Annotated in this window: 25 protein-coding genes; 10 read left to right on the top strand and 15 right to left on the bottom strand. The window is 69.9% G+C overall.

Translation table 11 applies throughout. The features are described from left to right. Positions 1-91 precede the first annotated feature (91 nt). Positions 92-1,258: an ROK family transcriptional regulator gene (locus tag ABZX37_RS03155; RefSeq protein ID WP_354735444.1), complete on the top strand. Its 1,167-nt coding sequence runs from the start codon at positions 92-94 to the stop codon at positions 1,256-1,258. Here the strand turns inward: ABZX37_RS03155 and ABZX37_RS03150 are convergent. The 5 genes from ABZX37_RS03150 to ABZX37_RS03130 form a co-directional block, all read right to left on the bottom strand. Next, complete coding sequence (locus tag ABZX37_RS03150; protein ID WP_354735442.1) at positions 1,255-1,743, bottom strand: carbonic anhydrase; 489 nt, start codon at positions 1,741-1,743, stop codon at positions 1,255-1,257. The genes ABZX37_RS03155 and ABZX37_RS03150 overlap by 4 nt on opposite strands. A gap of 195 nt (positions 1,744-1,938) precedes the next feature. Beyond that, a complete protein-coding gene (locus ABZX37_RS03145) occupies positions 1,939-3,159 on the bottom strand; it encodes an amidohydrolase family protein (protein WP_354735440.1) in 1,221 nt (406 codons plus the stop codon). A gap of 46 nt (positions 3,160-3,205) precedes the next feature. Further along, the gene (locus ABZX37_RS03140; RefSeq protein ID WP_354735438.1) at positions 3,206-4,792 is read right to left on the bottom strand and encodes an ABC transporter permease subunit; all 1,587 of its coding nucleotides are present in this window, start codon (positions 4,790-4,792) and stop codon (positions 3,206-3,208) included. Next, positions 4,793-5,596, bottom strand: a complete 804-nt coding sequence (locus ABZX37_RS03135; RefSeq protein WP_354735436.1) for an ABC transporter ATP-binding protein — start codon at positions 5,594-5,596, stop codon at positions 4,793-4,795. A gap of 4 nt (positions 5,597-5,600) precedes the next feature. After that, positions 5,601-6,614, bottom strand: a complete 1,014-nt coding sequence (locus ABZX37_RS03130; protein WP_354735434.1) for an ABC transporter substrate-binding protein — start codon at positions 6,612-6,614, stop codon at positions 5,601-5,603. Positions 6,615-6,797: 183 nt separating this feature from the next. On the opposite strand from ABZX37_RS03130, the gene ABZX37_RS03125 reads away from it, so the two are divergent. Both ABZX37_RS03125 and ABZX37_RS03120 read left to right on the top strand, forming a co-directional pair. After that, positions 6,798-7,460, top strand: coding sequence for a GntR family transcriptional regulator (locus ABZX37_RS03125; protein ID WP_354735432.1), 663 nt, complete (start codon positions 6,798-6,800; stop codon positions 7,458-7,460). A gap of 244 nt (positions 7,461-7,704) precedes the next feature. Beyond that, positions 7,705-9,747: a hypothetical protein gene (locus ABZX37_RS03120; protein ID WP_354735430.1), complete on the top strand. Its 2,043-nt coding sequence runs from the start codon at positions 7,705-7,707 to the stop codon at positions 9,745-9,747. Here the strand turns inward: ABZX37_RS03120 and ABZX37_RS03115 are convergent. The 4 genes from ABZX37_RS03115 to ABZX37_RS03100 form a co-directional block, all read right to left on the bottom strand. After that, positions 9,738-10,703, bottom strand: coding sequence for a M28 family metallopeptidase (locus ABZX37_RS03115; RefSeq protein ID WP_354735428.1), 966 nt, complete (start codon positions 10,701-10,703; stop codon positions 9,738-9,740). The two genes, ABZX37_RS03120 and ABZX37_RS03115, sit on opposite strands and share 10 nt — an antisense overlap. A 108-nt stretch (positions 10,704-10,811) precedes the next feature. Then, positions 10,812-12,425 carry a M4 family metallopeptidase gene (locus ABZX37_RS03110; protein ID WP_354735426.1) on the bottom strand — a complete coding sequence of 538 codons (1,614 nt, stop codon included), beginning with the start codon at positions 12,423-12,425 and terminating at the stop codon, positions 10,812-10,814. A gap of 160 nt (positions 12,426-12,585) precedes the next feature. Continuing rightward, positions 12,586-13,014, bottom strand: a complete 429-nt coding sequence (locus ABZX37_RS03105; protein ID WP_354735424.1) for a DUF6193 family natural product biosynthesis protein — start codon at positions 13,012-13,014, stop codon at positions 12,586-12,588. Between the two features lie 231 nt (positions 13,015-13,245). Further along, positions 13,246-14,226, bottom strand: a complete 981-nt coding sequence (locus tag ABZX37_RS03100; RefSeq protein ID WP_354735422.1) for a helix-turn-helix domain-containing protein — start codon at positions 14,224-14,226, stop codon at positions 13,246-13,248. A gap of 136 nt (positions 14,227-14,362) precedes the next feature. Here ABZX37_RS03100 and ABZX37_RS03095 point away from each other — a divergent pair, with 136 nt between their 5' ends. Genes ABZX37_RS03095 through ABZX37_RS03085 form a run of 3 tightly spaced genes read left to right on the top strand, consistent with a single transcriptional unit; the run spans position 14,363 to position 16,107 of the window. After that, on the top strand, positions 14,363-15,313 hold the full coding sequence (locus tag ABZX37_RS03095; protein WP_354735631.1) for an NADP-dependent oxidoreductase: 951 nt from the start codon (positions 14,363-14,365) through the stop codon (positions 15,311-15,313). 7 nt (positions 15,314-15,320) lie between these two features. Further along, positions 15,321-15,641: an NIPSNAP family protein gene (locus ABZX37_RS03090; RefSeq protein ID WP_354735420.1), complete on the top strand. Its 321-nt coding sequence runs from the start codon at positions 15,321-15,323 to the stop codon at positions 15,639-15,641. A 25-nt stretch (positions 15,642-15,666) separates the two neighbouring features. Next, positions 15,667-16,107, top strand: coding sequence for a heme-binding protein (locus ABZX37_RS03085; protein ID WP_354735418.1), 441 nt, complete (start codon positions 15,667-15,669; stop codon positions 16,105-16,107). A gap of 83 nt (positions 16,108-16,190) precedes the next feature. Here ABZX37_RS03085 and ABZX37_RS03080 read toward each other — a convergent pair whose 3' ends face one another. The 4 genes from ABZX37_RS03080 to ABZX37_RS03065 all read right to left on the bottom strand — a co-directional run bounded on the left by ABZX37_RS03080 (position 16,191) and on the right by ABZX37_RS03065 (position 19,705). Further along, positions 16,191-17,309, bottom strand: a complete 1,119-nt coding sequence (locus ABZX37_RS03080) for a glycosyltransferase (protein ID WP_354735417.1) — start codon at positions 17,307-17,309, stop codon at positions 16,191-16,193. A gap of 230 nt (positions 17,310-17,539) precedes the next feature. Next, complete coding sequence (locus ABZX37_RS03075) at positions 17,540-18,184, bottom strand: carbonic anhydrase (protein WP_354735415.1); 645 nt, start codon at positions 18,182-18,184, stop codon at positions 17,540-17,542. An 82-nt stretch (positions 18,185-18,266) separates the two neighbouring features. Further along, positions 18,267-18,431 (bottom strand): hypothetical protein, encoded by a 165-nt coding sequence (locus ABZX37_RS03070; RefSeq protein ID WP_344273237.1) that lies wholly within the window; start codon positions 18,429-18,431, stop codon positions 18,267-18,269. A gap of 794 nt (positions 18,432-19,225) precedes the next feature. Next, positions 19,226-19,705, bottom strand: coding sequence for a hypothetical protein (locus tag ABZX37_RS03065; RefSeq protein WP_354735413.1), 480 nt, complete (start codon positions 19,703-19,705; stop codon positions 19,226-19,228). Between the two features lie 68 nt (positions 19,706-19,773). Here ABZX37_RS03065 and ABZX37_RS03060 point away from each other — a divergent pair, with 68 nt between their 5' ends. The 3 genes from ABZX37_RS03060 to ABZX37_RS03050 all read left to right on the top strand — a co-directional run bounded on the left by ABZX37_RS03060 (position 19,774) and on the right by ABZX37_RS03050 (position 21,739). Continuing rightward, positions 19,774-20,499, top strand: a complete 726-nt coding sequence (locus tag ABZX37_RS03060; protein WP_354735411.1) for a hypothetical protein — start codon at positions 19,774-19,776, stop codon at positions 20,497-20,499. Between the two features lie 96 nt (positions 20,500-20,595). Next, positions 20,596-21,021, top strand: a complete 426-nt coding sequence (locus ABZX37_RS03055; RefSeq protein WP_354735409.1) for a hypothetical protein — start codon at positions 20,596-20,598, stop codon at positions 21,019-21,021. Positions 21,022-21,235: 214 nt separating this feature from the next. Beyond that, positions 21,236-21,739, top strand: coding sequence for a hypothetical protein (locus ABZX37_RS03050; protein WP_354735407.1), 504 nt, complete (start codon positions 21,236-21,238; stop codon positions 21,737-21,739). A 3-nt stretch (positions 21,740-21,742) separates the two neighbouring features. Here ABZX37_RS03050 and ABZX37_RS03045 read toward each other — a convergent pair whose 3' ends face one another. Then, positions 21,743-22,144 carry a nuclear transport factor 2 family protein gene (locus ABZX37_RS03045; RefSeq protein WP_354735405.1) on the bottom strand — a complete coding sequence of 134 codons (402 nt, stop codon included), beginning with the start codon at positions 22,142-22,144 and terminating at the stop codon, positions 21,743-21,745. Positions 22,145-22,182: 38 nt separating this feature from the next. Here ABZX37_RS03045 and ABZX37_RS03040 point away from each other — a divergent pair, with 38 nt between their 5' ends. Then, entirely contained in the window at positions 22,183-23,073 is an 891-nt protein-coding gene (locus tag ABZX37_RS03040) for an AraC family transcriptional regulator (RefSeq protein ID WP_354735629.1), read from the top strand. 11 nt (positions 23,074-23,084) lie between these two features. On the opposite strand, the gene ABZX37_RS03035 is transcribed toward ABZX37_RS03040, so the two are convergent. Further along, positions 23,085-24,269, bottom strand: coding sequence for an epoxide hydrolase (locus ABZX37_RS03035; protein WP_354735403.1), 1,185 nt, complete (start codon positions 24,267-24,269; stop codon positions 23,085-23,087). Positions 24,270-24,539 lie beyond the last annotated feature (270 nt).

Genomic DNA, 24,539 nt, shown 5'->3' with positions numbered 1-24,539 from the left:
GTGAGACCGGCGCTGGTGCGGTCCGTGAGGGGAACCCTGACGGACTCAGCGTTCCTCTCACGGACGTGAAGAGCGAGCCGGGAGCTGATCGATGACGACGAGTGTTCTCGCGCGCGACCACGGCATCACCTCCGCCGCAGCCGTGCTCCGGACCGTCCTCGCGCGCGGCCCGCTGGCTCGCGACGCCATCGCGCAACTGACCGGCCTCAGCCCAGCCGGAGTCAGCAGGCAGTGCGCGAGCCTCGCTGGCCTCGGCCTCCTCACCACGCGCCCGGCGGCTCAGTCGCCGGACCGCCGGGCCGGACGGCCCCGGACCGAACTCGACATCGCCGCCGACCGGCACGTGGTATTCGGAGTGCACATCGCCCACCACTTCGCCACGCTCGCCGCACTCGACCTGCGCGGCCGCGTCCTCGCCTCGGAACAGGTGCCGCATCCCGGCGGCGAACCCGAGCGGATCCTCGCCGGGACAGCCGCGCGGCTGCGGGAATTCCGGCAGCACCACCAGAAAGGCCGCATTCCGGTGGGACTCGGCGTGGCCAGCGGCGGCTGGGTCGACCCGGACGCCGGGGTGCTTGTCGAGCATTCCTCGCTCGGCTGGTACGACGTGCCCGCAGGGCCGATCCTGGCGGAGCTGTCCGGTCTGCCCACCCGGGTCGACGGGCACGCCCGCGCGCTGGCCTCGGCGGAGGCGATGTTCGGCGCCGCGCGCGGCTGCGGATCGCTGGTGCACCTGTTCGTCGGCAACGTGGTCGACGCCGCGATCGTGTCCGGCGGACGGCTGTACCGCGGCCCGGGCTCGGCGGCGGGCACCGTCGCGCACCTCCCGCTCGGCGCGCCGGGCACGCGATGCGCCTGCGGACGCTCCGGCTGTTTCGAAGCCGACGCGGCCGAATGGGCGGTCACCGCTCGCGCCGGACGAGTGTCCATCGCGGACGTGGTCGAGGCGGCCGGGTCCGGCGATCCGGTCGCGCTCGACGTCCTGCTCGGCCGCGCCCGCACGATCGGCCGGGCGGCGGCGCTGTTGTTCGACGTGGTCAACCCCGAGGTATTGGTGGTCGCCGAACCGGGGATCGCGGATCTGCCCGCCTGCCGGGACGCGGTGCGCGCGGAGGTCTCGGCCCGGTCGCGGGGACGCGTCGACGCGGCGAGCCGGGTGCTCCCGACGAGTTTCCCCGGCCAGGACCTGCTCGGCGTCGCCGCCGGGGCGGTGCAACTGGACGCGCTCTACACCGACCCGCACGCGTTCCTCGCCTAGCCGACTTCGGCGAGTTTCCCGGTGGCGACGTCGAAAACGAAGCCGCGGACGGAATCCTGGTGCGGAATGAAGGGGCTGGTCCGAATCCGCGCGAGGGACTGGCGGACGTCCTCCTCGAGGTCGGTGAACGCCTCGGCGGCCCAAGCGGGCTTGATGCCGGTTTCCCGCCGAATCGAGTTCCGGAATTCGTCGTCGCCGAAAGTGAGCATGCCGCAGTCGGTGTGGTGGATCAGAATGATTTCCGTGGTGCCGAGCAGTCGCTGGCTGATGGCGAGAGAACGGATCTCGTCCTCGGTGACGACGCCGCCCGCGTTGCGGATGACGTGCGCGTCGCCTTCGTTGAGACCGAGAACCCCGTAGACGTTGAGGCGGGCGTCCATGCAGGCGAGCACCGCGACGTGCTTGGCGGGCGGCAGAGGGAGCGGCCCGGTGAAACTCGCGGCGTACGCGGCGTTGTTGGCCAGAAGCTCGTCGGTGACGGACATGAGGATCCTTCCGCGAGAAGAGTGGACGGGCCGAGTGGACCGCTCCTCGCATCCGGACGCAATCGTGTCCACCACTTGGGCGGATCCGGCCGCGAGTTCACCTCGCGCCGACCGTCCGGCGCTCAGCGCGGACCTCGGGTACGACCGAGGCCCGCGCCAGCGAAGCGGGACAGCTTCTGCTGATTTCTCGGCGGGTTACCCGATCAGCGAAGGGCGTTGCGTGAGCGCCCCGTCGCGCGCGACGATCTTTCCCCGCTTCATCACCAGGCTGCGCGGAGGCGGAAGAACCACAAGCTCGCCGAGCGCTTCGCCCGGCAGCACAAGAAGATCCGCGACATCGCCCGCGGCAAGATCAGCCTTCTCGTAACCGAAAGCAGCCCGCCCCCGCTGGGACGTCATCGACAGCGCGAACTCCAGATCCTCGTCGCGGCGGAAGTACGACTTGTACGACAGCATCATCGCCCGCGCGAGGATGTCGCCGTCGCCCCACGGCGACCAGCGGCTTCGCGAGGAATCCGAACCGAGGCACATCGGGACCCCGAACTCGGCCAGCCGCCGCACGTCCGGCACCGGCAGGAGGCCGTGCACGCCGACGGCGACGGCGATTCCCGCGTCGGCCAGGACGTGGCTGGTTTCGGCGAGCTGGTCCGGTGTCGGCCAGGGATCGGCGAGGCAGAAGACGTCGCACAGGGACACTTTCCCTTGCAACCCCAGCGCTTTGGTGCGTTCGGCGATCTGCCTGATCAGCCACCGGCCGAGTTCGCCGGTCTCGTGCAGGTGGAAGTCGACCGCGACGCCGTACTTGCCCGCCAGCCCGAAAATGGTGTCGAGGGAGGCTTTGGCGTCTCCGTCGATTCCGGCCGGATCGACTCCGGCCACGCCGTCGATGCCGAGCTTGAGCGCTTCGTCGAGGAAGTCGGCGGTTCCGGGATGGCTGAGGACGCCGATCTGCCCGAACGCGATGATCTCCAGGTCGACCTGCTCGGCGAAGGCCGCGCGCACCTCGAGCATCCCGTGCACGCCCTCGAGCCCGATTTCCGGTGCGACATTGGCGAAAGTGCGCACGTTGGTCGACCCGTGGCGGATGCATTCGGCGAGGAACCGGCCGCCGCGCAGCGCGCTGGGCGTCGTGGTTTCGCGCCAGTCCTGCAGCGTGTCGGCGAACATCTGCTCCATCGTGATGGCCTCCGACGTGCGCCGGACCCAAGGTTCGCCCCACAGGCTCATGTCCAGGTGGGCGTGCCCGTCCACGAAACCGGGGAGGACGATCTGGCCCGCCAGGTCGATGCGTTCCTCTCCAGGCTCGGCGGGCGGTGCCATGGCGAGGACCTTGGCGATCCGTCCGTCCTCGATCACCAGCGTCTGTGCCTCCGGGGCTCCGTTGAGCCGCCCGTTCGTCAGCACGGTGCGTGGCATTGCTTCTCCTCTCTGCCCGCGTCGGGGGACGCGGGGTCAGCGGGATTCAGGAGCGGCGGGCGGCCAGCCTGGCTTCCGCCGCGGCGGCGAGGTGATACGCCGCGAGCGAGGTCAGCAGGATCAGGAAGACCGCGCCCCAGATGAAGTCGTAGTCGTAGACCGCGGCCGCCACGGTGAGCGTCGCGCCGAGTCCGCTCCCGGTCGACAGCCATTCGGCGACCATCGCGGCGCCGATCGAAACGGGAATGGCGATCTTGATCGACGCGAGCAGCCCCGGCAGGGCATAGGGAATCCGCAGCCGCAGAATCGTTTGCCAGCGCGGTGCGCCGGCGGAGCGCAGGATGTCTTCGGCCGCGGCGGGGATCGCCCGCATGGCCAGCAGGACGTTGACGACGGTCGGGAAGAAGGTCATCACCGCGATGAGCACGGTGACCGCCACCAGTCCCCGGCCGAAGACCAGGGCGAGCAGCGGGATGATCGCGAGCATCGGAATGGACCGCAGCGCGACCGACACGCCGAGGACGGCGCTCTCGATCGCTTTGAACTCGAAGGCGGCGATCGAGACCAGCACCGCGAGCGCGACGCCCGAGAACAGGCCGAGCCCGGTGTCGCCGAGCGTCCGGAGCAGCTGGCCGAGCAGGTACGGAAGCGCCTGGGCCGACTCGGCGTCCGTGGTGCCGAGCGAGGTGTGCCCGTGGAGCAGATACGGGATGACGCGGTCCGGGGCCGGGGCGATCGAGGACGCGCCCGGCAGCAGGATCGCCATGCCCCACCACGCGGCGAGGATGACGGCGAGGGTGCTCGCCAGGCTGAGCACGCCGCTGAGCAGTCGCCGGGCCGCGCTCGGTTTCGGCGCGGCGCGTTCGGCTGCGCCAAGGGTCGTCTCGACCGAGCGCAACGCGGGGACCAGCAGTTTCGCGAGCAGCGGGATCGCGGCGTAGCAAACCGCGGCGAGCAGCGACGTGACGACGAGCAAGCCCCAGAGCCGGGCCACCTGGAACGCGCCCTGCGCTTGGATCATCGCCACGCCGAGTCCGTGGTCGGCTCCCAGGTACTCGCCGATGATCGCGCCGAGCAGCGCGCTCGGCGCGGCGATCTGCAGTCCGCCGACCAGATTCGGCAGCGCGGCGGGGATCCGGGCGCGGCGCAGCACCGTCCATTCGCTGCCGCCGGCGGCGCGGATGACGTCGACCGAACCGGCGCCGACCGACCGGAGTCCTAAGAGGACGGACGCGACGGTCAGGAACACCACCGACTGGGCGGCCAGGATCACGCTCGGAGTCCCGGAGGAGAACAGGATCGACAGAATCGGCGCGACGGCGACCAGCGGCAGCGCGATCGCGGTGACCGCGAACCGTTCCAGCGCCCGTTGCAGGATCCGGTACCGGGACGTCAGCAGAGCGGCGGCGATCGCGAGGACGTTGCCCCACAGGAACCCTTGCGCCGCTTCGCTCATCGTCGCGGCGATGTTGGGACCGTAGAAGCCGCGGTCGCTCCACATCTGCCGGAGGAGTTCGACCGGTGACGGAACGACGCTGGAGTACGGTCCGGACAGCGAGATCAGTTGCCACAGCGCGAGAACGACGACAACGGCGAGTGCGGCTCCGCCGTATCTGCGGATCGGCCGGGGCATTCAGCTGCCCGCCGGGTTCTCGAACAGCACCGCCGACAGTTCGTCGCACAACTCGTGGAACTTCGGTTCGCGCAGCGTCGCGGCGGTGCGCGGGCGGGGGAGATCGATGGTGATGACCTTCGAGATCGTGCCGGGTCGCGGGCTCATCACCACGACGGTGTCGCACAGCAGCACCGCCTCGGAAATGCTGTGCGTGACCAGGACGGTCGTGGTGCCGCGGTCCAGCCACATCCGCTGCAATTCGAAGTTCAGCCGCTGCCGCGTGAGATCGTCGAGCGCGCCGAACGGTTCGTCGAGCAGCAGCAGGCTCGGGTGGTTGATCAGCGCCCGGGCCAGCGCGGCTCGCTGCCGCATGCCGCCGGAAAGCCGCGACGGCCGCGATTTCTCGAAGCCGGACAGGCCGACCAGGTCGATGAGTTCGGCGACGTCTCGTGGGTCCGGCGTTCGCCGGGCGACCTGCAGCGGCAGGGTGATGTTCATTTCGACGCTGCGCCAGGGGAGCAGGCCCGCGTCCTGGAAAGCGACGCCGATCCCGTGCTGCGAACGGAGTTCTCGCGGAGCGGTGCCGTTGACCGAGATCGTGCCGGACGTCGGCGTGTCCAGGTCGGCCAGCATGCGCAGCACGGTGGATTTGCCGCAGCCGGACGGGCCGATGATCCCGACGAACGCGCCCTTCGGCGCGGTCAGCGAGAACTCGCGGACGGCTTCGACGTGTTGTTTGCCGTCGTGGAAGGTCTTCGTCACACCGGACAGGTCGAGGCCGCCTTGGTCGTCCGGACGAGCGGGAAGGGTCTGTGCGGCCATGGCGTCAGAAGAGTTCATTGGTGAACAGGTCGGGAGAAGTTTTGACACCGACGATGTTCTGCAGCGCGTTGACGGTGTCCTTGATCAGCGCGTCGGACATGGTGAGCACCGGGCCGCCCGCTGCGGGCCGCATGAACGGCTTCATCGCTTCGAGCGTCTTGACCTGCGAAGTCGCAGTCAGGCCAAGGGATTTGCCGTACTTCGTCACGGTCGTTTGCGCGGCAGCGGCCGGATCGCCCAACGCGTCTTGCCATCCCTGCTGGCTTGCCGCCACGACTTTCTTCAGCAGCGCCGCCTTGTCCGGATCCTTCAGTGCGGCACCGGTCGTCACCAGGACGTCCTGCATCCGGTTGAAGCCGTAGTCCGCCAGCAGCATGGTGTGCGTCTGGACGCCCTTTTCGCCGAGCGTCACCGGCTGATTGGTCGCGATGCCCCACAGCGCGTCGATCTCGCCGGCGACCAGGGGAGCGGGATCGAAACTGATCGGCACGAGCGTGACTTTCGCCGGGTCGACGCCGTTCTTCCGGAGGAACGCCAGCGCCGTGTTCTTGCCGGACAGCGTGATGCCGAGCTTCTTGCCGACGATGTCGCCCGGCGTCTTGACCGGTGCTTTGGCCGGCGAGACCCAGCATTCGGGGCTGCGCCGGAACTGCGCGCCGACGATCTTCAGGTCGTTGCCGCGCTGCGCCGCGTTCGCGACGTTCTCCGGGACCGGCTCGACCGCGAGCAGCGCCTTTCCGGTGAGGACGATCGGTTCCGGGCTGGTCGCGGGGCCGCCCGGGAGGATGTTCGGGGTCAGGCCGTTTTTCGCGAAGTGCCCGTTCTCGGCGGCCATGAAGAAGCCGGAGTACTCGGCGTCCGGGACCCAGCCGAGCTGAAGGCTGAAGTCCTGGCTGCCTGAGCTGCCGCCGCCGCAAGCGCTCAGCAGCGAGGTGGCGCCGAGGAGGAGGGTGCCGCTTCCGGCCAGTCTGAGCGCGTCGCGCCGGCTGATCCCGGCGCGGGGGAGGTTGTCGTCCACGCTTGCTCCTCTGCCTGGCTTGTTCGGGGGATACGCGGGTGCCGTCCCGGAAGGCTAAGCTCAAACCCGGACAGAGGCAATACCGGTAATACCAGTTTGCTCCGCCGGTCGCGGACCGGCCGGAGCCGCCTAAGCTGCCGTGGCGGGGGAACCTCCGCCGCGACAGGGGAGAAGGAGGAGGCGGTGGCCTTCAGCACTCAGCGCGCGCGGGTGGCGGACGAGCTTTTCCGGGGCATCCGGCACGGCAGGTACCCGGGCGGAAGCAAGCTGCCGTCGGAACGGAGGCTGGCGCTGGAATTCGAGGTCTCGCGGCCGGTGGTGCGGGAAGCGCTGGGAATGCTGAGCTCGCTGGGCCTGGTCGAGATCCAGGTCGGCCGGGGCGCGTTCGTGACCGAGAAGGACGTCGCCGCGCAGTCGCAGGAGGTGCAGCGCTCGCTGACCGACATCGACCTGGTGCGGGAAGTCCTGGAAGTCGGAGCCCTGCAGCTGGCCCGTCGGCGCGGGGTCTCCGCCGAGGGGGAGGCAACGGTGCGCGAGGCACTGGACCGGCTGGAGAAGACCGTGGAGGCGGGGCAGGAACTCAGCGAGTCTGACCACGCGCTGCACCGGGCTTTGGTGCAGGCGACCGGGTCTGAGTCGCTGATCCGGCTGTGGGACGAGCACACCGCGGAGATCGACCAGATCGTGCAGATCGATCCGAAGGGGCATGTGATGGATCGGGACGATCTGGAACGGCATCGCTTGCTGGCGGGGGGAATGCTGGGCGGGGATGTCGACGCGGCGGTTGAGGTGTGCCAGTTTTTGCATGAGGCGTACCGGGATTTCCTGCGCCGGTTGCTCGGCTGAGGGGCGGCTGGGTCGGAAGTTTGGTGAGCCGCTGCTCGGGAAGTGACTGAACGTCCCGGGTTTCGTTCGCGAAGGCATCCTGCGAGATCACGTGCGCACGAACCGGGATCAGCAGGATTCCGTTCTTTCATCGATGCTTTCCAGCGAATGGCGTGGAACTGACCACAGTGGACTCCCTGCCACCGTCTCGCCGGGACACCGCTGCCGCCGAAAATTGTCGGACCCCGCCGCTACCGTTCTTGGCATGACGCTTCTGGAGTTCTGCGAGGACGACGAGTACTCGCCCGAATACGGCACCATCGTGCTTCGAGACGTGTACCGCGACAAGACTTTGCCCGCGCTGGACAACGAACTGCTCGGCGAAAACGCGACGGGGACGGTGTCCGGCACTGTCGCGACAGCGGGCGACGGCTGGCTATACGCCACGGCTGACCACCTCTATCAGGCAATTCGCTGCGAAGCGCACGACGGACCACCGGAACTGCGACTCGGGAACTGGGAAGACATCGTCGAGTCGCCCTTTCGCAGCCGCTCGGGGATCGCGGGCCTGGGGTGGTTGACGGGCGGCACGCTCAGCGGAGAACTGAGTCTTGGCGCGAAAGGGTTTTACCGCGTCCGGGTGTGCCGGAGACCGGCGGACGCCGGCGAGGAAGGCGACGTCTGGCTGTTCCAGTTCTGGCCGGAGGAGGTCCCGGAACCGCCGCGGTGGCTCAAACGCACGCGTCCGGCGATTCACCCGGAGGAGCCGGGCTGGCGGCAGGTGTTCGGGTATGACGTCATCGAAGTGTCGTGGTACTTCACGCTTGTCGGCATGCTGCGCCCGGACGGCTGGCTGGACGAACCGCTGCCCGGCAGGGAGCAGCCATCGGAGAGCGTGTGTGCCCAATTGGGCGTCGACCCGCCGCGCACGCGTCGGGACGGGATTCCGTTGCTGGTCGCCGCGGGGCTGCTCGTGGAGGACGGCACCGGCGGATACCAGGCGGGAACGCCGCGGCGGGCCACGGAAATGCTCGACCTCCCGGACGAACTGGCGAACCGGATAGACGCCGCCGCGATCCGCGCCGTCTACGTTTGGCTCGCCGCAGACCTTGTCACCATCGCGGCCTGGTCGAATCCGGCGCACGTAAGGGATTTGGCCGGGTTGCTGGCTGTCCCGGAGGAAACAGTCGAGCCGTTGCTCGCGTACGCGGTCAGCGACAAGCTGATCCACCGGGAAAACGGTGCCGTCACAGCGCTTCCTCGCCGACCGCCGCCGACCCGGCCGGCACGCAGGCGGGTCAAAACCGTGCGCAGGGAGGAACCCGTGACCGTGGCCGGTTCGCCGCCGAAAGCGGGGTTTGTCTCCGGCGACGGCGCAGTTGTCGTGTGGCGCGCGGGTGAACCGGTAGTCCTCGGCCGGGTCGAGAGCGATTATCGCTACCGCGCGTTCGAGACCCTGACAGGCGTTTACGTCGCCTCCTCCGGAGGGCAAGGGCAACTGATCGACTGGACCGGTGCTGCCGGCCAAGTGCCGGTTGACTTGGGCATGCTGCCGGTCCGCAGCGTCGACGGACGCTGCTTGGCCGGGGTGGAGACGCACGTCGGCCGGCAGACCTGGGACCAGGTGCATGTCTTCGACGTGGCCACGGAAGAAGTGTGGAGCCTGCCGAAATCAGACGAGCTGACCCGAACCGTCCTGGCCGTCCACGACGGATCGGTCTATTTCACCACCAGGTCGGGATATATGACGTTCACCGCTTCCCGCTGGACCCCCGGCCAGGAACCGGTGGAGTTCGCCTCGACGGTGCATCAGCTCGACCCGCTTTCCGGCGCTCAAGTGCGCGAAGAAGCCGGAGCGGCAACAGTGTTCACGGCGTCGGGGGAGCAGCGGGCGCTGCCGGAACCCCATCGCTGGCGCTTCGTGCCGGGCGGCGCGCTGATGTATTCGGGCGGCCACGAACCGCCCGTGGTGCAGGTGCTCGACTTGGCCGCGGGGACGACCGCCGAATACCCGCTCCCAGAGGGCTGCGACGCGAGCGGTACCCCGTCGACCTCGCCGATCTGGGAAACCCCGGACACGCTGGTCTTCTCCCAGCCGAACCGCGGGTCGACCCGCCGCATCGTCCGGTGGCATCTGGAGCGCAACGAGTTCGAGCATTTCGACCTGCCCGAGATCGCGGGATACCGCCCGTTCCTGGTCGAACCGATCCTCGTCCGGCAGGCCGATCCCGGACAGCCGGACGCTCCGGGCCGCCGCCAACTTCGTGGCGACGACCCGGAGCGGCTGTCTAATCAGGTTCAGCGATGAGCCGTCGCGACAGGCGCCGCGGCCGCCAGCTTCCACACCGCGTACCCGATCGCGTCGGAGTTCTTCTCCAGCGGCGTGTCCGGGATGTTCGCCGTCGTGTCGCAGGCGCGGTGGTAGCAGTTGTCGAACGGTGCGCCCGCCGTGCCGCCCCACTTGTCGGCCTGTTCGTAGCTCTTGATGTCGCCGGCGCCGGTCGCGAGGCCGCCGACCGGGATGCCCGCGCGCTTGAACGACGCGTGGTCGGACCGGCCGTCGCCTTCGGTGTCTCCCTCGGTCTCGATGCCGATGGAGGCGAAGTACTCGTCGAAGACGGCCTTGACCGAAGCGACGTCGTCGTAGACGAAGTAACCCCAGTTCTTCGAGCCGATCATGTCGAAGTTGAGGTAGGTCTTGATCTTCGCGCGCTCGGTGCCCGACAGCGTGCTCACGTAGTACCGCGAGCCGACCATGCCGGACTCCTCGTCGGCCCACCACGCGAACCGGACGCGCTTGGCCATGGCCGGGTTCGTGCGGGCCAGCGTCAGCGCGACCTCGAGGATGGACGCGCTGCCGGAGCCGTTGTCGTTGATGCCGGGGCCCGCGCTCACCGAGTCGAGGTGCGCGCCGAGCATGAGGACCTGGCTCGCGTCGCCCTGCGGCCACTCGGCGATCAGGTTCTGCGACTGGCCGGTGCAGCTCGTGCACGTCTGCCGTTTCGTGGTGTAGCCCGCGTTCTTGAGCAGGTTCTCCACATAGGACACCGACGCCGCGTAGCCGCCGCCGCGCGGCGAACGCGTGCCGCCGTTGTTGCGGGCGATGGTCTGCAGCTGATTGAGATGCGTCTTGATGTTGGCCAGCGAGATGTCCGGCGCGGCGAGCGTCGAGGCGGGCGCGGCGGTGGCCGCGGGCACGGTGACGACGCCCAGTATCGCCACCAGGGCGGTGACCCCGGCGCCGAGTTTTGTCTTCCACTTCATGGCGGTGCGTTCCTTCGGTTGGGGGAGCGGGGATTTCGGGGACGGGGACTGCCTGCCGCGCGGCCGGGTCCCGCCGGTCGGCGGGGAGCGGGACCCGGCCGCGTCAGGTCAGCGGACGGGCCGTGCCGTGCAGGTCGGCTCGCCGGAGACGGCGGGCACGGAGACGGCGTTCCAAGCGGCCTTGGTCGCGGTGAACTCGGTGCAGCTGCCCGGGTAGAGCGCGATCGCGGCCTCCAGCGTCGCCTTGCGGGCGGCCCGGTGGTTCCACGACGAGGTCTTCTTCAGCAGGCCGTTGTAGAAGATCTTGGCGGCCTTCTGAATGCCGACGCCGGTGACGCTGCTGTTGTTGCAGGTCGGGCTGGCCGGCTTGCCGCCGCCCGGGTTCGAGCCCTCGGCGAGCAGGTAGAACCAGTGGTTCTGCGGGCCGGCCGCGGCGTGCACCTCGGTGCTCGGGATCGACGACGAGTAGCAGTTCGGGTCGCCGACCTTCGACGGGTCGTACATGTAGCGGATCGGGCCCTGGCCGACCAGGTTGACGCCCTCGCCGACCTCGTAGTCCGGCCGGTCCTTCGCGTTGTTCGCGTAGGCTTCGGTCATCGCTCCGAAGATGTCGCCGGTCGACTCGTTCAAGCCGCCGTTCTCGTTGCCGGAACCCGCGCCGCCCGGGGTGGTCTGGAAGATGCCGTGCCCGAACTCGTGGCCGACGACGTCCATCGAGGTGGCCTGGCGCCGGTTGTCCTGCGAGTGCCCGAAGTGCGTCGAAGAGCCGTCCCAGTAGGCGTTGACGTCATTGAGGCCGACGGACGCGGGGTAGCCCCGGCCGCTGCCGTTGATGCCGTTGCGGCCCAGCCAGTCCTTCAGCATCTTCCACTCGGTCTGGACGCTGAAAAGTGCGTCGACACAGCCGGTTTCGAGATTCGTGCCCGAGCCGTTGCCCCAGCTGTTGTCCGGTCCGCTGTAGACAGACCCGCCCTCGCGGCCGCAGCTGAGGCCCGGGCGGCCGGGGTCGCGCAGGGAGTAGGTGGAGCCGGACTGCGTCGTGTCGAGGGAGACGGTGCCGACGTAGTAGCTGTTGCCGGTGCCCGCGACGTTCACCGCGTTCGACTGGGTCTGGGACTTGGCGCCGGAGCCGAAGGTCTTGATGTCGTCCCGCTTGTCGAGCACCGCGCCGGTGGCGGCGTCGACGAACACGTGCAGCTTGCTCGGCGCCGTGGCGGTGCGCCCGGAGACGACGACCTCGTAGGCCAGCTTCGGATTCGTCCCGGCCAGCACCACCTTCTCCGGGGTGCTCACACTGTCCACAGTGGGCAGTTGGGCACGCGCGGTGGAAGCGGCCTTCGCGGCGTCGAGAACGGCCTGCGTCCCCACGGAGATGGGCGCGGTTTCCGCGGCGCTGGTGCCGCGGACGTTCCCGGCCCCGTCCGCGACGACGACCGCGTCCCCGCCCACGACCCGCAGGCCCTGGTAGGTGCGCTCGTAGGCGCCGTAGAAGAGTCCGGCGTCGCCCGCGGTCAGGCCGACGCGCCGGAACGCCTCCGCGGGGCCGCGGCTGAGCGCGGCGAACCCGGAGGCGACCGCTTGATCAGCGGCGCGAGCGGCGGCCGCGTCCGGGGACGCGGGCTGGGCTTCCTGAGCCGCGCCGGCCGGAACCGCCGGCAGCACGAGCGTCATAGCGAGCCCGGCGGCAGCCGCCAGGCCCGTCGTGAATCCGCGATGGGGCATCGAGGTCTTCCTTCCATGAAGGCAGGACGATGGGTGCGGGGAGAGGGAACGCGCCCGGCCGCTTACGGTGGGTATGCGGCCGAGCACAGTCGAGTAAAGGATCGGCGGATCGGGGCGTCAATGCTCCAAACGGACCAACGGAATGTTCAGGATTCGCCGGTCAATTCGTATCTGCCTTGCCGGTGCTGGGATTCTCGGCGCGTTCGGCGCCGAGCCGACTTTCGTAGGGAATGTCCCGGGTGCCGTACGAATGTCGGAAAAGTTCGCGGGGGAATGACCGGCCGGGCCGCGGGCGCGGCGCCTCCGGGAGCCATTCCGGAGCGATCGCGTCGAGGGCGAGTTCGACACTGCCCGCCGCTCCGGTTTCCTTCTGCCCCGGGCCGTACGCCCGGTAACGGTCGTCTCCCGGCGGCTCTGTCAAGAGGCCCACCAGTTCGGCGTAGCGGACCGCAGGCCGGAAACTGAGATTGTCGTGGGAGGTGAAGGGATTCAGCGCACGGAGGGCGGCCGCGAGGAACGAGTGCGATGCCGTCAGGTGAGCTGCCTGCTGGGGGGCGAGGTACTGCTTCCACGTGAACTCGGTGCCCATGACGATGTCGACGCCGCAGGTATTCGTCGTGCGCCACAGCGGCTACGTCGCGCCAGCCGGGCGACGACGTGAGACGAGCTCAACGCCGTGACCCGCCCGGTCGAATTCGCGCTGCGGCGCGATCTGCGACGACGACGCCTTGGCGATGTCCGGATAGAGACTCCAGTCCGCCGGATCCCCCGGAAGCAGCCGATCTCCCGGTGCTCGGTGCCGGGGCGGACCGGCCGGATTTCACTGTGCTGCCAACGGCTCCGGCACCTGGTGAGCCCGGCGATAAGCGAGAGGTGACATGCCCAGATACGTGTAGAAGTGCTTGCGCAGGGCGACCGGATCGCCGAAACCGCAGGCGGTCGCGATCCGTGCGATGGGGAGGTTCGTCGACTCCAGCAGCAGCCGGGCGTGCGCGAGCCGTTGCTGCGCAAGCCATTTCAGCGGACTGCTGCCCACCTCGCCGCGGAACCGCCGGGTGAAGGTGCGCGCGCTCATGTGCGCGTGCCGGGCCAGGTCGTCCAGGGTGATCGGCTCGGCGAGCCGGTCAAGCGCCCACTGCCGGGTCGCGGAAGTGGAACGGTCGGTGTCCCGCGGGACCGGGTGCTCGATGAACTGCGCCTGCCCGCCTTCCCGCCACGGCGCGACCACGCAGCGCCGCGCGGCGGCCGAAGCCACCGCGGTCCCGTGGTCCCGGCGGACGAGGTGCAGGCAGAGGTCGATGCCGGCCGCTCCGCCCGCGGACGTCAGGATGCGTCCGTTGTCGACGAACAACACGTCCGGATCGACCTCGACGTCGGGGAACCGCCGTGCCAGCGCGTCGCACAGCGCCCAGTGCGTGGTGGCCCGCCTGCCGTCCAGCAGGCCGGCCGCGGCGAGCAGGAACGCCGACGTGCACAGGCTGACGATGCGGGTCCGCGGCCGGATCCGGTCCAGCGCCGCGGCGACTTCCGCCGGGAGTCGGCCGGTCTTGAGCAGGTGTTCGGTGGGCTCCTGCGTGGCGAGGACGACGGTGTCCGCGGTCTCCAGCGCCGACTCGTCGTGCTCGACGACGAGCCGGTAGTCCTCGTGCGTGCGCACCGGCTGTCCGCCGAGAGAGCAGGTCGTGACGGAGTACAGCCGGGTCCCGTCCGGTTCGCAGGCCTCGTTGAACACCCGCGCCGGGATGCCCAGATCGAGCGGCAGGACTCCGTCGAGGGCGAGAACGACTACGCGATGCGGCATGGCTGGAATAGTACGATAGGTGTCTTCCCGGCCACTCACTCCTGGCCGCGAGCGCGCGGCACTCTGGTCTCGCGCCGCAGTCCCGGCGCGAGACCAGAGTGGGACGGGAATGAGCGAGAACACCATGAGCGAGCACATGCGAGCAGTAACGATCCGGGAATTCGGCGGGCCGGAGGTGCTGACCGTCGAGGAGATCGAGCGGCCCGCGCCGGTGCCGACCGAGGTACTGGTGCGCGTGCACGCCGCCGGGATCAACCCGGTGGACTGGAAGACCCGCGAGGGCCGGGGAATGGCGGGGATGCAGACGTTCCCGCTGATCCTGGGCTGGGACGTGTCCGGCGTCGTCGAGGAGGTCGGCTTCGGCGTCACCACGCTCGCGCCGGGCGACGAGGTGTACGCCATGCCGTGGTTCCCGCGCGCCGCGGGCGGTTATGCCGAGTACGTCACGGCACCGGCCCGCCAATGGGCCCGCAAACCGGCCACGATCGACCACGTGCACGCGGCGGCCGTACCGCTGGCGGCGCTGACCGCTTGGCAGGCCTTGGTCGACACCGCTCACGTAAAGGCCGGTCAGCGTGTCCTGATCACCGCTGCCGCTGGTGGGGTGGGGCACTTCGCGGTCCAGTTCGCACGGCACCTCGGCGCCCACGTGATCGCCACCGCCAGCGCCGCTCGCCATCCGTGGCTCAAGGAACTCGGTGCCGACGAGATGATCGACTACACCTCCACGCGCTTCGAGGAAGCCGTCGCCGATGTGGACGTCGTCATCGATCTGGTCGGCGATGCACAGGATCGGACCAGCACTCGTTCGCTCCAGGTCCTGCGTCCCGGCGGCCTGCTGGTCGCCGTCCCGGCCGGGGTGTCAACGGAACTGGCCCAGGCGGCCAAGGCAGCCGACGTGCACGTCACGCCGTTCTTGGTCGAGCCGGACGGTGCCGCGCTGACCACGATCGCGGGCCTGATCGACGCCGGTGCGGTCGTCGTCGAGGTGGAGGAAGCCTTCCCGCTCGAGCAGGCGGCCGCGGCCCACGCCCGCGGCGAGACGGGCCGCACTCGCGGCAAGCTCGTCCTCGCCGTGGCGGAGTGATCCGGCCGTGTACTACGAAATCCGCCATTACCAGGCCAGGCCCGGACGCCGCGCGGAATGGGTGCGCTACATGGAAGACGTGGTCATCCCGTTCCAGGCCTCGCTGGGCATGGACGTGACCGCGTCCTTTGTGGACGCTGAGCACGAGGACGGCTACGTCTGGATGCGCCGCTTCGAGGACGAGGCCCAGAGCGAGGCGCTTTACGAGGCCGTCTACCAGAACGATCGCTGGAAGAACGAGATCGGCCCGGCGGTCCGGGAGTTGCTGATCGCGGAGAAGAGCGTCGTCACCCGCGTGGCCCCGACTCCAGCGTCGCCGCTGCGATGAATCGGCGACCGGACAAGGAGGTTCGATGAGCACACTCCGGAAATCGGCGGCCGCCTCGTCGGTCAGCCAGGCCGCTGCCGTCGCGCTCATCGCCGCGGTACAGGCCGCCGCGGCCCGGATCGGCTTCTCCACCGCCATCGCGATCACCGACCCCGGCGGGCACCTGAAAGCCTTCGAACGGGCCGACGACGCACCGTTCCTCACCACCGAAATCGCGTTCGAGAAGGCTTGGACCGCGGCTTCCTTCCGCATCCCGACTCATACGTGGAACGAGCGCCTCGCCGATCCGAGAGTCGCGCCACTGGGCGGTCACCCGCGGATGATGGCGGTGGGCGGCGGTTGTCCGATCGTGGAGGACGGCCGGTGCGTCGGCGGGCTGGGTGTTTCCGGCGGCAGCGACGAGCAGGACCGGGAGGCTGCCGAGGAAGCGCTGGCCGCGGTCGGCTTCGAGGTGTCCGGTCGCTGACTGACTGTCGGGTGCTGGCCGGTGGCTGAATGGCGTCAGGCCAGCACCCGCCAGGAAGATCGCCGTCGGCAGGAAAATCCTTGCTACGGCTGGGCAATCCCGGCGATCACGGCGCCAGGATCGGGACGGTCGGCGATCTCGGCCGCGACCTTCCGAGCCTCGCGGCGATAGGCGCTGTTCTCGAGCGCTTCCGCCGCGGCCGCACGAATCGCGGCCGCCGAGTCCACCGTGATCGCCGTCCCGGACGCGGCCGCGCGGGCGGCGTTGATCGGCTGGTCGGCACCTTGCGGCCAGAGCACCATGGGGAGGCCGTGCGCCAGGGTGCCGAGAATGGTGCCGACGCCGCCCGCGCCGACCACCAGATCCGCCCGGTCGAGCAACTGGCCCAGCGGCACGAAGGGCACGTACCGCACGCGCGGGTCGGCCTGAATCTCCTGGCTCGCGGTGGGATGCCGGAGCGACGAGCCGAGCGTGGCGAGCACGTTGGCCCCGCTGTCGGCGACCGCCGCTACGGCCGTGGCGAGCACGTCCGGGTCGGAGAAGATGGTGCCGAACGTGACGAGCACCGTCGGCTTGCCGGGGGTGTCGAATTCGGACAGTTCCAGCGCGACGTCCTTCGCCCGGCGGTGAGCCCGCGGCCGGACCGGGCGCACCGGAGAGCCGGGGGACCAGTCCGGATCCTGCAGTTGCGGCGGGCACGGGTCGAGATAACTCGAGGCCGGGACCGGACGGTCGTGGCGGGCCGAGGCCGCGCGATCGATCTCGTCGCTGATCACCGCCGGGAGCGCCGGACCGAGTCCAGCCCGATGCCAGGCGATTCCCAGCCGGGCGGCGACGAGGGGGCCGACGGCGTCGAACGGCTCGGCGATCACCAGGTCCGCGTGCCAGCCGGCGGCTTTGTCGATGCTGTCGGCGAGCCCGAGGTCGATGCGCGCCCCGCCGAAGATTTCGCCGATGACCGCGGGCGTCGGATGGAACACGTCGGCTCCGGTGTGGCGGGCCGCTTCCCCGGAGAACTCGCCCGGCATCGCCCCGGCGCCGAGAAATGCGACCTCCGGGGGAAGCTCGTCCGTGATCGCGGCCTGGAATCCGGCGCTCGAGAGCAGTCCGACTGAGTGCCCGGCTTCGACCGCCGCCTGCATGAGCGGAACCAGCGGCAGGATGTGGCCGAACGCGGGGGTCGCGCTGAAGAGGAGTTTCATGGCATCGTTCGTCCTTCGAGGCGGCACCCGTTGTGTCGCAGGGAATTCCGGCGGTCGTCGCTGGCTTCAGCGACGACCCTATGCCTTGTGAAGGACGGCGAGGAGCGAATCCGTTGCGGAGTTGCCTGTTGCGCGCACAGACGCTGCCCGAAAGGCCGGTCTGTCCACAGTAGACTCAAGCACGGGCTTCGCCGCCCCGCGGAGGATCGCGAGGCGGCGCAGCGGTCCGCTCAGGCCGGGGAGTTGGCGACGGGCACGTCGATGCCGTGTGCGGCCACGACTTCGGCGCTGCCGTCGGCCAATCGGTAGCGCAGGCCGACGACGGCGGCCCGGCCGTCCGCGACGCGGTCGGCGAGCACGCGGGAGCGGTCCAGCAGCAGGTCGACGGTGTGCTTGACGTGCTCGGCGAGGATCTCGTGCGGTTCGACCCGGCCCGCCGCCCGCGCCGCGAGGACGCTGGGGGTCACCTTCTCGACGACGTCGCGGATGTAGCCGACCGGCGCGAGCCCGTCCTCCAGCGCCGCGCGGGCCGCGCCGACGGCACCGCACGAGTCGTGGCCGAGGACGACGACGAGGGGGCAGCTCAGCAGGTCGACGCCGTATTCGATGCTGCCCAGGACCTCGCCGCCGATCACCTGGCCCGCGGTGCGCACGACGAACAGGTCGCCGAGCCCGCGGTCGAAGATGATCTCGGCGGCGAGGCGGGAGTCGGAACAGCCGAACAGGACCGCGAAGGGGTACTGGTTCGGTGCGATCGCGGCGCGCCGGGCCGCGTCCTGGTTCGGGTGTTCCGGGGCGCTGGTGACGAAGCGCTGGTTGCCGGCCATGAGCAGGTCGAACGCTTCCTGCGGAGTCGGCGGTGTGGTGTCGGCCATGGCTTCAGCCTAAGCCGGGAAGGGCAGGCCCGGGTGTTGCGATCGTCTCGCCGCCGAGAGGTTTCGACCCGGGCCGGAGCGATCAGCGCCCGCGTCCCAGCGCCTCCCGTTTGACGAACCCGACCAGCGCGGTCGCCACGAACAGGACCGCGCCCACCACGATCAGCCAGAACAGGCCCTTGATCACCACCCCGAGCACGATGCACACCAGCCAGATCACCAAAAGCAGACCGAGCAGCGCCAGCATGGGGTCCTCCTGACCGTCGCCGGGAAACGGGGGTTCACCCGACGGGTACCCCGGCGCGCCCGGACCATGCGGCCCCGATCGGTTGGCGTGCTGACAACACCGGGACCTCTCGCGCGCGGGGCCGGGCACTCTTGCCGCCGACGAGCCCGGCTCAGGAACGGAGTAGCGACGCGCAACCACTTCTCCGCCGGAACGGGTGGATCGACGATGCTTCACCAGGCTGACCCCGGCGCAGCTCGCGGGGCGGCCACTTCGCGTCCTCTTGACGGCTGTCGGCGCCACGGCTGTGCTGGCCGCCTGCGGTTCAGCACCGTCCACTGCCGCGCCGCCCGCGCCCGCCAGCAGCCCGGCGAGCGCACCGTCGCCGACGAGCCCAGTTGCCTCGGAGTCCGGTCCGCCGCCCGCGCCGATCAAGGCGGACCCGAAGTACCTGCCGAGTTGGATGCGGGACGCGGCCGAAAGCCCGGCCGACACGGTGGCACAGGACTTCGCTTCGGTAGGAACTGCCCGACTTCCCGCAGCGCGCGGTCCGGCAGTGCACCGTGCTCAACGCCCGCCTGGCCGACCCCGGACGGGGAGGCGGTCCAGAGTTTCAGCACTCCGCAGCATCCGGTGAGCAGGTCCGAGGGCGCGCGGATCAACGCGGCCATCAGCCGGGACTGCGCCTGATCCACAGCGGAACAGAGGCGTGGGCCCTGGTCGCCCCAGTGGTTTCCGCCGCGCAGCGCGGATCGCCGGGGAAGATGAGGCGTCCAGCGGATGTTCGTCGACCGGAGCTGGCGAAATCCGCTCCGTCAGTCGTCAGCGACGAGGTCCGACCAGCTTCCCGCCTCCAGCCGCGTCAGCAAGTCCTCGGCCATCTTTCCGGCGGCGCCGTCCGAGCAGGCCAGGGTCCGCAACGTTCCCGCCGCGCCGCGGATCTGGCGTTCGATTGCCTCGATCAGGTCGACCGGCTCCCCGTCGTGGCCGCGGTAGCGGTCGTATCCGGGCTCCGGGACGAAACAGCCCCACCAGTCCAGCAACGTATTCAGCACTGCGCCGCGCGGCTTGCCCTGCAGGTCCCGGACGACAGTGAGCAGGACGCGCGCCGCCGGGACGGCGGCCGGGTACAGGGTCCCGGCGTGGTCGTTGACCACTGCGGCGGCCAAGCGGCGGACCGCCGAGGCAGCGTCGTCCGGAGACGCTGGCTGGGCCAGATCTCCCGCGGCGGCAGCGGCTTCCGCTGGCCGGTACCACGTCGGTCCAGGCAGCGCGTGCCAATCCCGGGAGTCCATCGCGCCACCGTACTCACGACGTCGGCGTTCGCACCGGGGCCGACCAGCTGATCCGCTATCTTTCGCCGGTGGACATCGAGGTGGTGGAGGGCACCCTGGTCGAGGTGCCGACCAGCGCGGTCACGGGCATGGACCGGCGGGCGTTCGGCGAGTTCGTCGGGCCTCGGGGAGAGCTGGCCTCGTACGCGCTCGGCTGGACCACCGGGGCGGACCCGCACGTCGCCCGTCTTTCGGTCGGGATCGGGGCGGGCAACCCGGGCGGCGGGACCTTCCACGCGGTCGTCTTCGACGACGGGGACGGACACGCGTTCTCCCTGACCGACGACCCGTTCGAGCGCGTTCCGGAGGGCGGTCCGGACCTGACCGCGGAGCAGGCGCGCGTCCACGGTGACCAGCCGTTCGTCTGGGCGGTCGCCGACCTGGTCATGGAGCGCGACCGGCGGGCTCGGTGGCTGCTGCACTGGCTGCTGGGCACGACCTGCGTCCACAGTGTCGAGGTCTTCGAGTTCCGCGAGCCGATTCTGCGGGTCCGGCACGGCGGCGACGGCGTCTGGCATCTCCTCGGCGCCTCGGACCTCGACCGCCGCACCGCCAAGACCGGGCATCTGCACCACGCCGTCGACGAGGACCAAAGCCTGCTCGACGTCCTCGACCTGCCGCCCGGCGGCAGCGCGACCCGGACGGACGCCGGAAGTCCGTGGGACAGCCGCGGCTGGCGGTGGGGGCGGCTGAGGGCTCCACTACCCGGTGAACAGGGCTGGCGTGATCGACTTTTCCGGCGAATAGTTCAGTGAAGGCCTTGAGTCCCTTGAGGAAGTGACGTCCGGCGGTGGGCGTTCCCGCCCCCCGCGGGGTGGAATCGGGACAGGGCGCAGGGGAGGAGCCGGGCGATGGACGACGTGGAGCTGACGCACCGCGAATGCGTCCGGCTGCTCCGGTCGCCCGAACGCGGCCGCCGCGGCATCGTCGCGATCGACGGCCGCACGCCGGTCCCGCGCGTCTGCCTCCTTCTCGACGCGGGCGACGTGCTGATCCCGACCGGCCCGGACAGCGGGCTCGTGCGCGTGGCGGCGATGCGCCCGGTCTCGCTGGAATTCACCGACCTGGACAAGGACGGGCGGCCGCGGTGGACGGTCCGCGGGATCGGCCTCGCGCGGCCGATGACCGGGCTCGACGTGCCGCGTCCGGTGCCGCACAGCACCGTCCTCGCGGCGATGCCGGACGCGTTCCGCAACGGCGTCCGGGTCGCGGTGGCCCGTTATCGCGGCAACCGGCCCGCGGGCGGGGTCGCGATCCCGGCCCCTCGCGAGGGGTGAGCGGGAGCGGCGCCCGGTAACCATTCGGCGACACCGTTCTCAGGCCCCGCCAGGCGGATTACGACCGGATAAGATGCGTTTGCCTGAAATCAGTTGTTCATGCGTTTCGTTCACTCTTGGTGTCCGACACGAGCGGCTGAGTGATCAGGGGGGACTGCGAGGCGAACCGGCTGCCGGGTCGCCTCGCGGAAGCGTCATTCAGCCGGAAGGAACCATGAGAACTACTGTCAGGACGTTGAGACTCGCCGCGATCTGGCTCTTCGGCGCCGGAGCGGTGCTGCTGGGCCTGGGATTTCTCAGCGAGATCACCGCGCCGCCCCACAGCGGCGCCAATATCGGCGGCGCCGCCGCTTTCACTTTCGGGATGTGCTGCGCCGGGTTGGGCCTGGCGGCCGGCGTGGTGGCGGCCGTGACTTGGCGGCGGGTCCCCAGGGACCAGCGGCGCCTCGCCGTCCCTCTGCTGCCTTGGGAACACCGTCTCCGGCACCTGACCGCGGCGGCGGTGGTCCTGATCGCTGCCGGGGCCGTCCTGCAGAGCGCGGGGATCATCGGCCTCCTTAACCAGGCCGTGCATTCCGACCGGAGCGGGACTTATGCGATCTACTTCGTCGGCCTCGGTCTTTCCGGTTTAGGTTTGCTCGCGGGGATTCCGTACGCGGTCTTCTGGCTGTCCTGGTGGAGGACCGCCGCCCATCTCCGGCTCTCGGGCCGTGCGTAGCGGTCAGGCGGGCCGCATCGTCCGCATGGTGCGCTCGACCTCCCAGAAAGCCCGCACGGCGGCGATCTTGCCCGCCTCGTCCACCCGGTAGACGAACACGCCCTCGGCCTCGAGCACGTGTCCGTCGTGCTGGCTGCGGACGTGGCCGGTGAAGGCGACTTCGTTCCCGCAGGCGAAAGAATCGTCGAAAAGGAACTCGATCGACTCGTTGGGCGCGATGGCCTGGTCCCAGAACGCCGAAAGGGCGTCGCGGCCCCGGTGCCCGGCGCCTTCCGGGTCGAACTGCGAGGGGCCGACCGGGTCTTCGACCAGGGCGTCCGCGGCGAACAGGCCGAGCCAAGCCGCTTTGTCCCGCTTCCGGACGGCGGCGTGCAAGGCCTGGGCGGCGGCGCGTGCGGCGGTCATGGAACCTCCTGGTGTCGAGCGTCGATAGCCTGTGGACCATGGTGTTCGACTCCACGCGGCTGGATCTCCGGCCGTACGCCGGGTTCGAAATGGGCCGTTACGTCCGGCGGACGTATTGCAGCTGGGAGGACTCCGGCTGGGAGTCCTTGCTCGTGCAGCGCTTCGAGCACGTCCCCGTGGCCGAGGAGATGGAACTCCCGGCCGCGGCGGATCTGCACCTGGTGTTGCCGACCAAGGGACGCGCGGTCATGGAGACGCGCAGAGGCGGCCGGTGGGCACGCAGCCCCTGGACACCGGGGTGCCTCGAGTTGCTGCCGCCGGATCAGCCCGCCGTGCGCCGCTATCGGGCGGACGGGGCGCTGAACAGCGTGCAGGTACACATTCCGCGCTCCACTTTGGACGCGACCGCAGCGCAGCTCGGCGGCACCACAGTGGACTTCGCTGCCATGGCCGCTTCGTTGACGGCAGGGGATCCGCTGGTCGAGGAGATCATCCGAGCCCTCGGAACAGCTGGCGAAGCCGACGATCTGTACGCCGAGTCCGCGGCGTCGTTCCTGACGATGCAGTTGCTCACCCGCCATACGCGGTTGTCCGCTGGGGCGCGGCCGAAGCGGGAGAATCCGCGGGTCCGGGCGGTCGTCGCGGCGATGCGCGAGCGGCTCGCCGAGCCGATCACCCTCGCCGACCTCGCCGGCGAGGCGCACCTGAGCGTTTACCACCTGGTGCGGGTCTTCAAGGAGGCGACCGGCGCGACGCCGTACCGGTATCTGACCCGGTTGCGGATCGACGAGGCGAAGCGGCTGTTGCGCGACACCGACCTGACGATCTCCCAGATCGCCGGTCGATGCGGCTTCGCGGGCCCGGCCGTGCTGTCGACGGCTTTCCTGCGGCACACGGGAATGCGGCCTTCGGCGTACCGCGATTCTTGACCGGGACGGCATCAGGAACCGGTTCGCGGGTGCCGGAACGCTTCCCTGATCTCGGACACCAGCAGATCCGGCTGTTCCAGACCGGGGAAGTGGCCGCCGCGGTCGAGTTCGTGCCAGGAGCGCAGATCGAGGTACCGGCGTTCGGCCCAGTGCCGGACGGCCGGCCAGGGATCGGCCGGGAAGATCGAGCAGGCGGTCGGCACGGTCACCGGTTGCGCGTTCTCCGCTTCCGCGCTGCGCGGCACCCACCGCATCGCCTCCCAGTACCACCGGGACGACGAGGCGCCCGTGCCGGTCAGCCAGTACAGGGCGATGGTGTCGACCTGCTGCGAAATGCTTACGCCGCCGCCGATTTCGGGCCGGTTGTCGGCGTACGCGGCGAATTTCTCGCCCAGCCACGCGGCCAGCCCGGCGGGGGAGTCGAGCAGCGAATAGCCCAGGGTCTGCGGGCGCGTGCTCATTTGCATCCCGAAGCCGTAGCCGTCGGTCAGGTGCAGGGTGCGCCGGTCGAGGACTCGTTGCTCAGCGGGACTGGGCGCGAGCAGGTCGTCGGGCACCGGCGAGGCCACCGGCATCGTCAGGTGCAGACCCGCGACCCGCTCGGGCACGATCCGCGCGAGTTCGGTGCTCACGAACGCGCCCCAGTCCCCGCCGTGCGCGCCGAAACGCGGATAGCCGAGCACGGTCATCAACCGCGCCCACGCCCGTGCGGTGCGACCGGGATCCCAGCCCCGCTCCCGCGGCCGGTCGCTGAACCCGAAGCCCGGCAGCGCCGGGATCACCAGATGGAAGGCGTCGCGCGCGGAACCGCCGTGCGCGACCGGATCGCTCAGCGGCCCGATGACGTTCTCGAACTCGAGGATCGAGCCGGGCCAGCCGTGCGTCAGGATCAGCGGAAGCGCGTTCGGTTCGGGGGAGCGTACGTGCCAGAACGCGATGCCAAGGCCGTCGAGAACCGCCCGGTAGTGGGGGATGGCGTTCCACTGCTCCTGCCGCGCGGGCCAGTCGTGTTCCCGCCAGGCCGTCAGCAGTTTCGCCAACTGCGCCAACTGGATTCCCTGGGCCGCGTCCGGCACGGTCTCGTGTTCGGGAAGCCGGACCCGGTCCAGCCTGGCGCGCAGATCGGCAAGATCCTCTTCGGCGACGCGGATCGGCTCGGGGCGGGGCGACGGGTCGTTCTCGGAAATCTCAGCCACGAGACGAACCGTAGGGCCGGGCGGCTCCCGCCTCCATGTTCGAGATTGCGGTGTGCGAGTCGATAATTGCGCTCCTCGCCCGGCGTCGGCGGCACACCGGGGCGGCCCGCGGGTGTCAATTATCCCGCCGCGCCGACAGTGGAAAAGAGCTTCATCAATTATCTTGTCGATAATTTTCCCTGATGGAAATCGAATGTAACGCCTGGTGTTTCCGCCTCGATTACGAGGCATCGCGGGGCGGCCGGGTCTTCGGCGCCTCGAAATGACCAG

This window comes from Amycolatopsis sp. NPDC004079, from assembly GCF_040610415.1.
Lineage (GTDB): Bacteria > Actinomycetota > Actinomycetes > Mycobacteriales > Pseudonocardiaceae > Amycolatopsis > Amycolatopsis halotolerans.
This window is presented reverse-complemented; position numbering and strand designations above follow the sequence as displayed.

Bases quoted from the DNA above. Each gene is read 5' to 3' on its own strand.
- ABZX37_RS03105 (WP_354735424.1), bottom strand. From the start codon at position 13,014: ATGGGCACCGAGTTCACGTGGAAGCAGTACCTCGCCCCCCAGCAGGCA.
- ABZX37_RS03115 (WP_354735428.1), bottom strand. From the start codon at position 10,703: ATGAAGTGGAAGACAAAACTCGGCGCCGGGGTCACCGCCCTGGTGGCG.
- ABZX37_RS03075 (WP_354735415.1), bottom strand. From the start codon at position 18,184: ATGGCCGACACCACACCGCCGACTCCGCAGGAAGCGTTCGACCTGCTC.
- ABZX37_RS03065 (WP_354735413.1), bottom strand. From the start codon at position 19,705: ATGGACTCCCGGGATTGGCACGCGCTGCCTGGACCGACGTGGTACCGG.
- ABZX37_RS03145 (WP_354735440.1), bottom strand. From the start codon at position 3,159: ATGCCACGCACCGTGCTGACGAACGGGCGGCTCAACGGAGCCCCGGAG.
- ABZX37_RS03150 (WP_354735442.1), bottom strand. From the start codon at position 1,743: ATGTCCGTCACCGACGAGCTTCTGGCCAACAACGCCGCGTACGCCGCG.
- ABZX37_RS03040 (WP_354735629.1), top strand. From the start codon at position 22,183: ATGGTGTTCGACTCCACGCGGCTGGATCTCCGGCCGTACGCCGGGTTC.
- ABZX37_RS03050 (WP_354735407.1), top strand. From the start codon at position 21,236: ATGAGAACTACTGTCAGGACGTTGAGACTCGCCGCGATCTGGCTCTTC.
- ABZX37_RS03110 (WP_354735426.1), bottom strand. From the start codon at position 12,425: ATGCCCCATCGCGGATTCACGACGGGCCTGGCGGCTGCCGCCGGGCTC.
- ABZX37_RS03100 (WP_354735422.1), bottom strand. From the start codon at position 14,226: ATGCCGCATCGCGTAGTCGTTCTCGCCCTCGACGGAGTCCTGCCGCTC.
- ABZX37_RS03095 (WP_354735631.1), top strand. From the start codon at position 14,363: ATGCGAGCAGTAACGATCCGGGAATTCGGCGGGCCGGAGGTGCTGACC.
- ABZX37_RS03155 (WP_354735444.1), top strand. From the start codon at position 92: ATGACGACGAGTGTTCTCGCGCGCGACCACGGCATCACCTCCGCCGCA.
- ABZX37_RS03120 (WP_354735430.1), top strand. From the start codon at position 7,705: ATGACGCTTCTGGAGTTCTGCGAGGACGACGAGTACTCGCCCGAATAC.
- ABZX37_RS03045 (WP_354735405.1), bottom strand. From the start codon at position 22,144: ATGACCGCCGCACGCGCCGCCGCCCAGGCCTTGCACGCCGCCGTCCGG.
- ABZX37_RS03140 (WP_354735438.1), bottom strand. From the start codon at position 4,792: ATGCCCCGGCCGATCCGCAGATACGGCGGAGCCGCACTCGCCGTTGTC.
- ABZX37_RS03055 (WP_354735409.1), top strand. From the start codon at position 20,596: ATGGACGACGTGGAGCTGACGCACCGCGAATGCGTCCGGCTGCTCCGG.
- ABZX37_RS03080 (WP_354735417.1), bottom strand. From the start codon at position 17,309: ATGAAACTCCTCTTCAGCGCGACCCCCGCGTTCGGCCACATCCTGCCG.
- ABZX37_RS03070 (WP_344273237.1), bottom strand. From the start codon at position 18,431: ATGCTGGCGCTGCTCGGTCTGCTTTTGGTGATCTGGCTGGTGTGCATC.
- ABZX37_RS03085 (WP_354735418.1), top strand. From the start codon at position 15,667: ATGAGCACACTCCGGAAATCGGCGGCCGCCTCGTCGGTCAGCCAGGCC.
- ABZX37_RS03135 (WP_354735436.1), bottom strand. From the start codon at position 5,596: ATGGCCGCACAGACCCTTCCCGCTCGTCCGGACGACCAAGGCGGCCTC.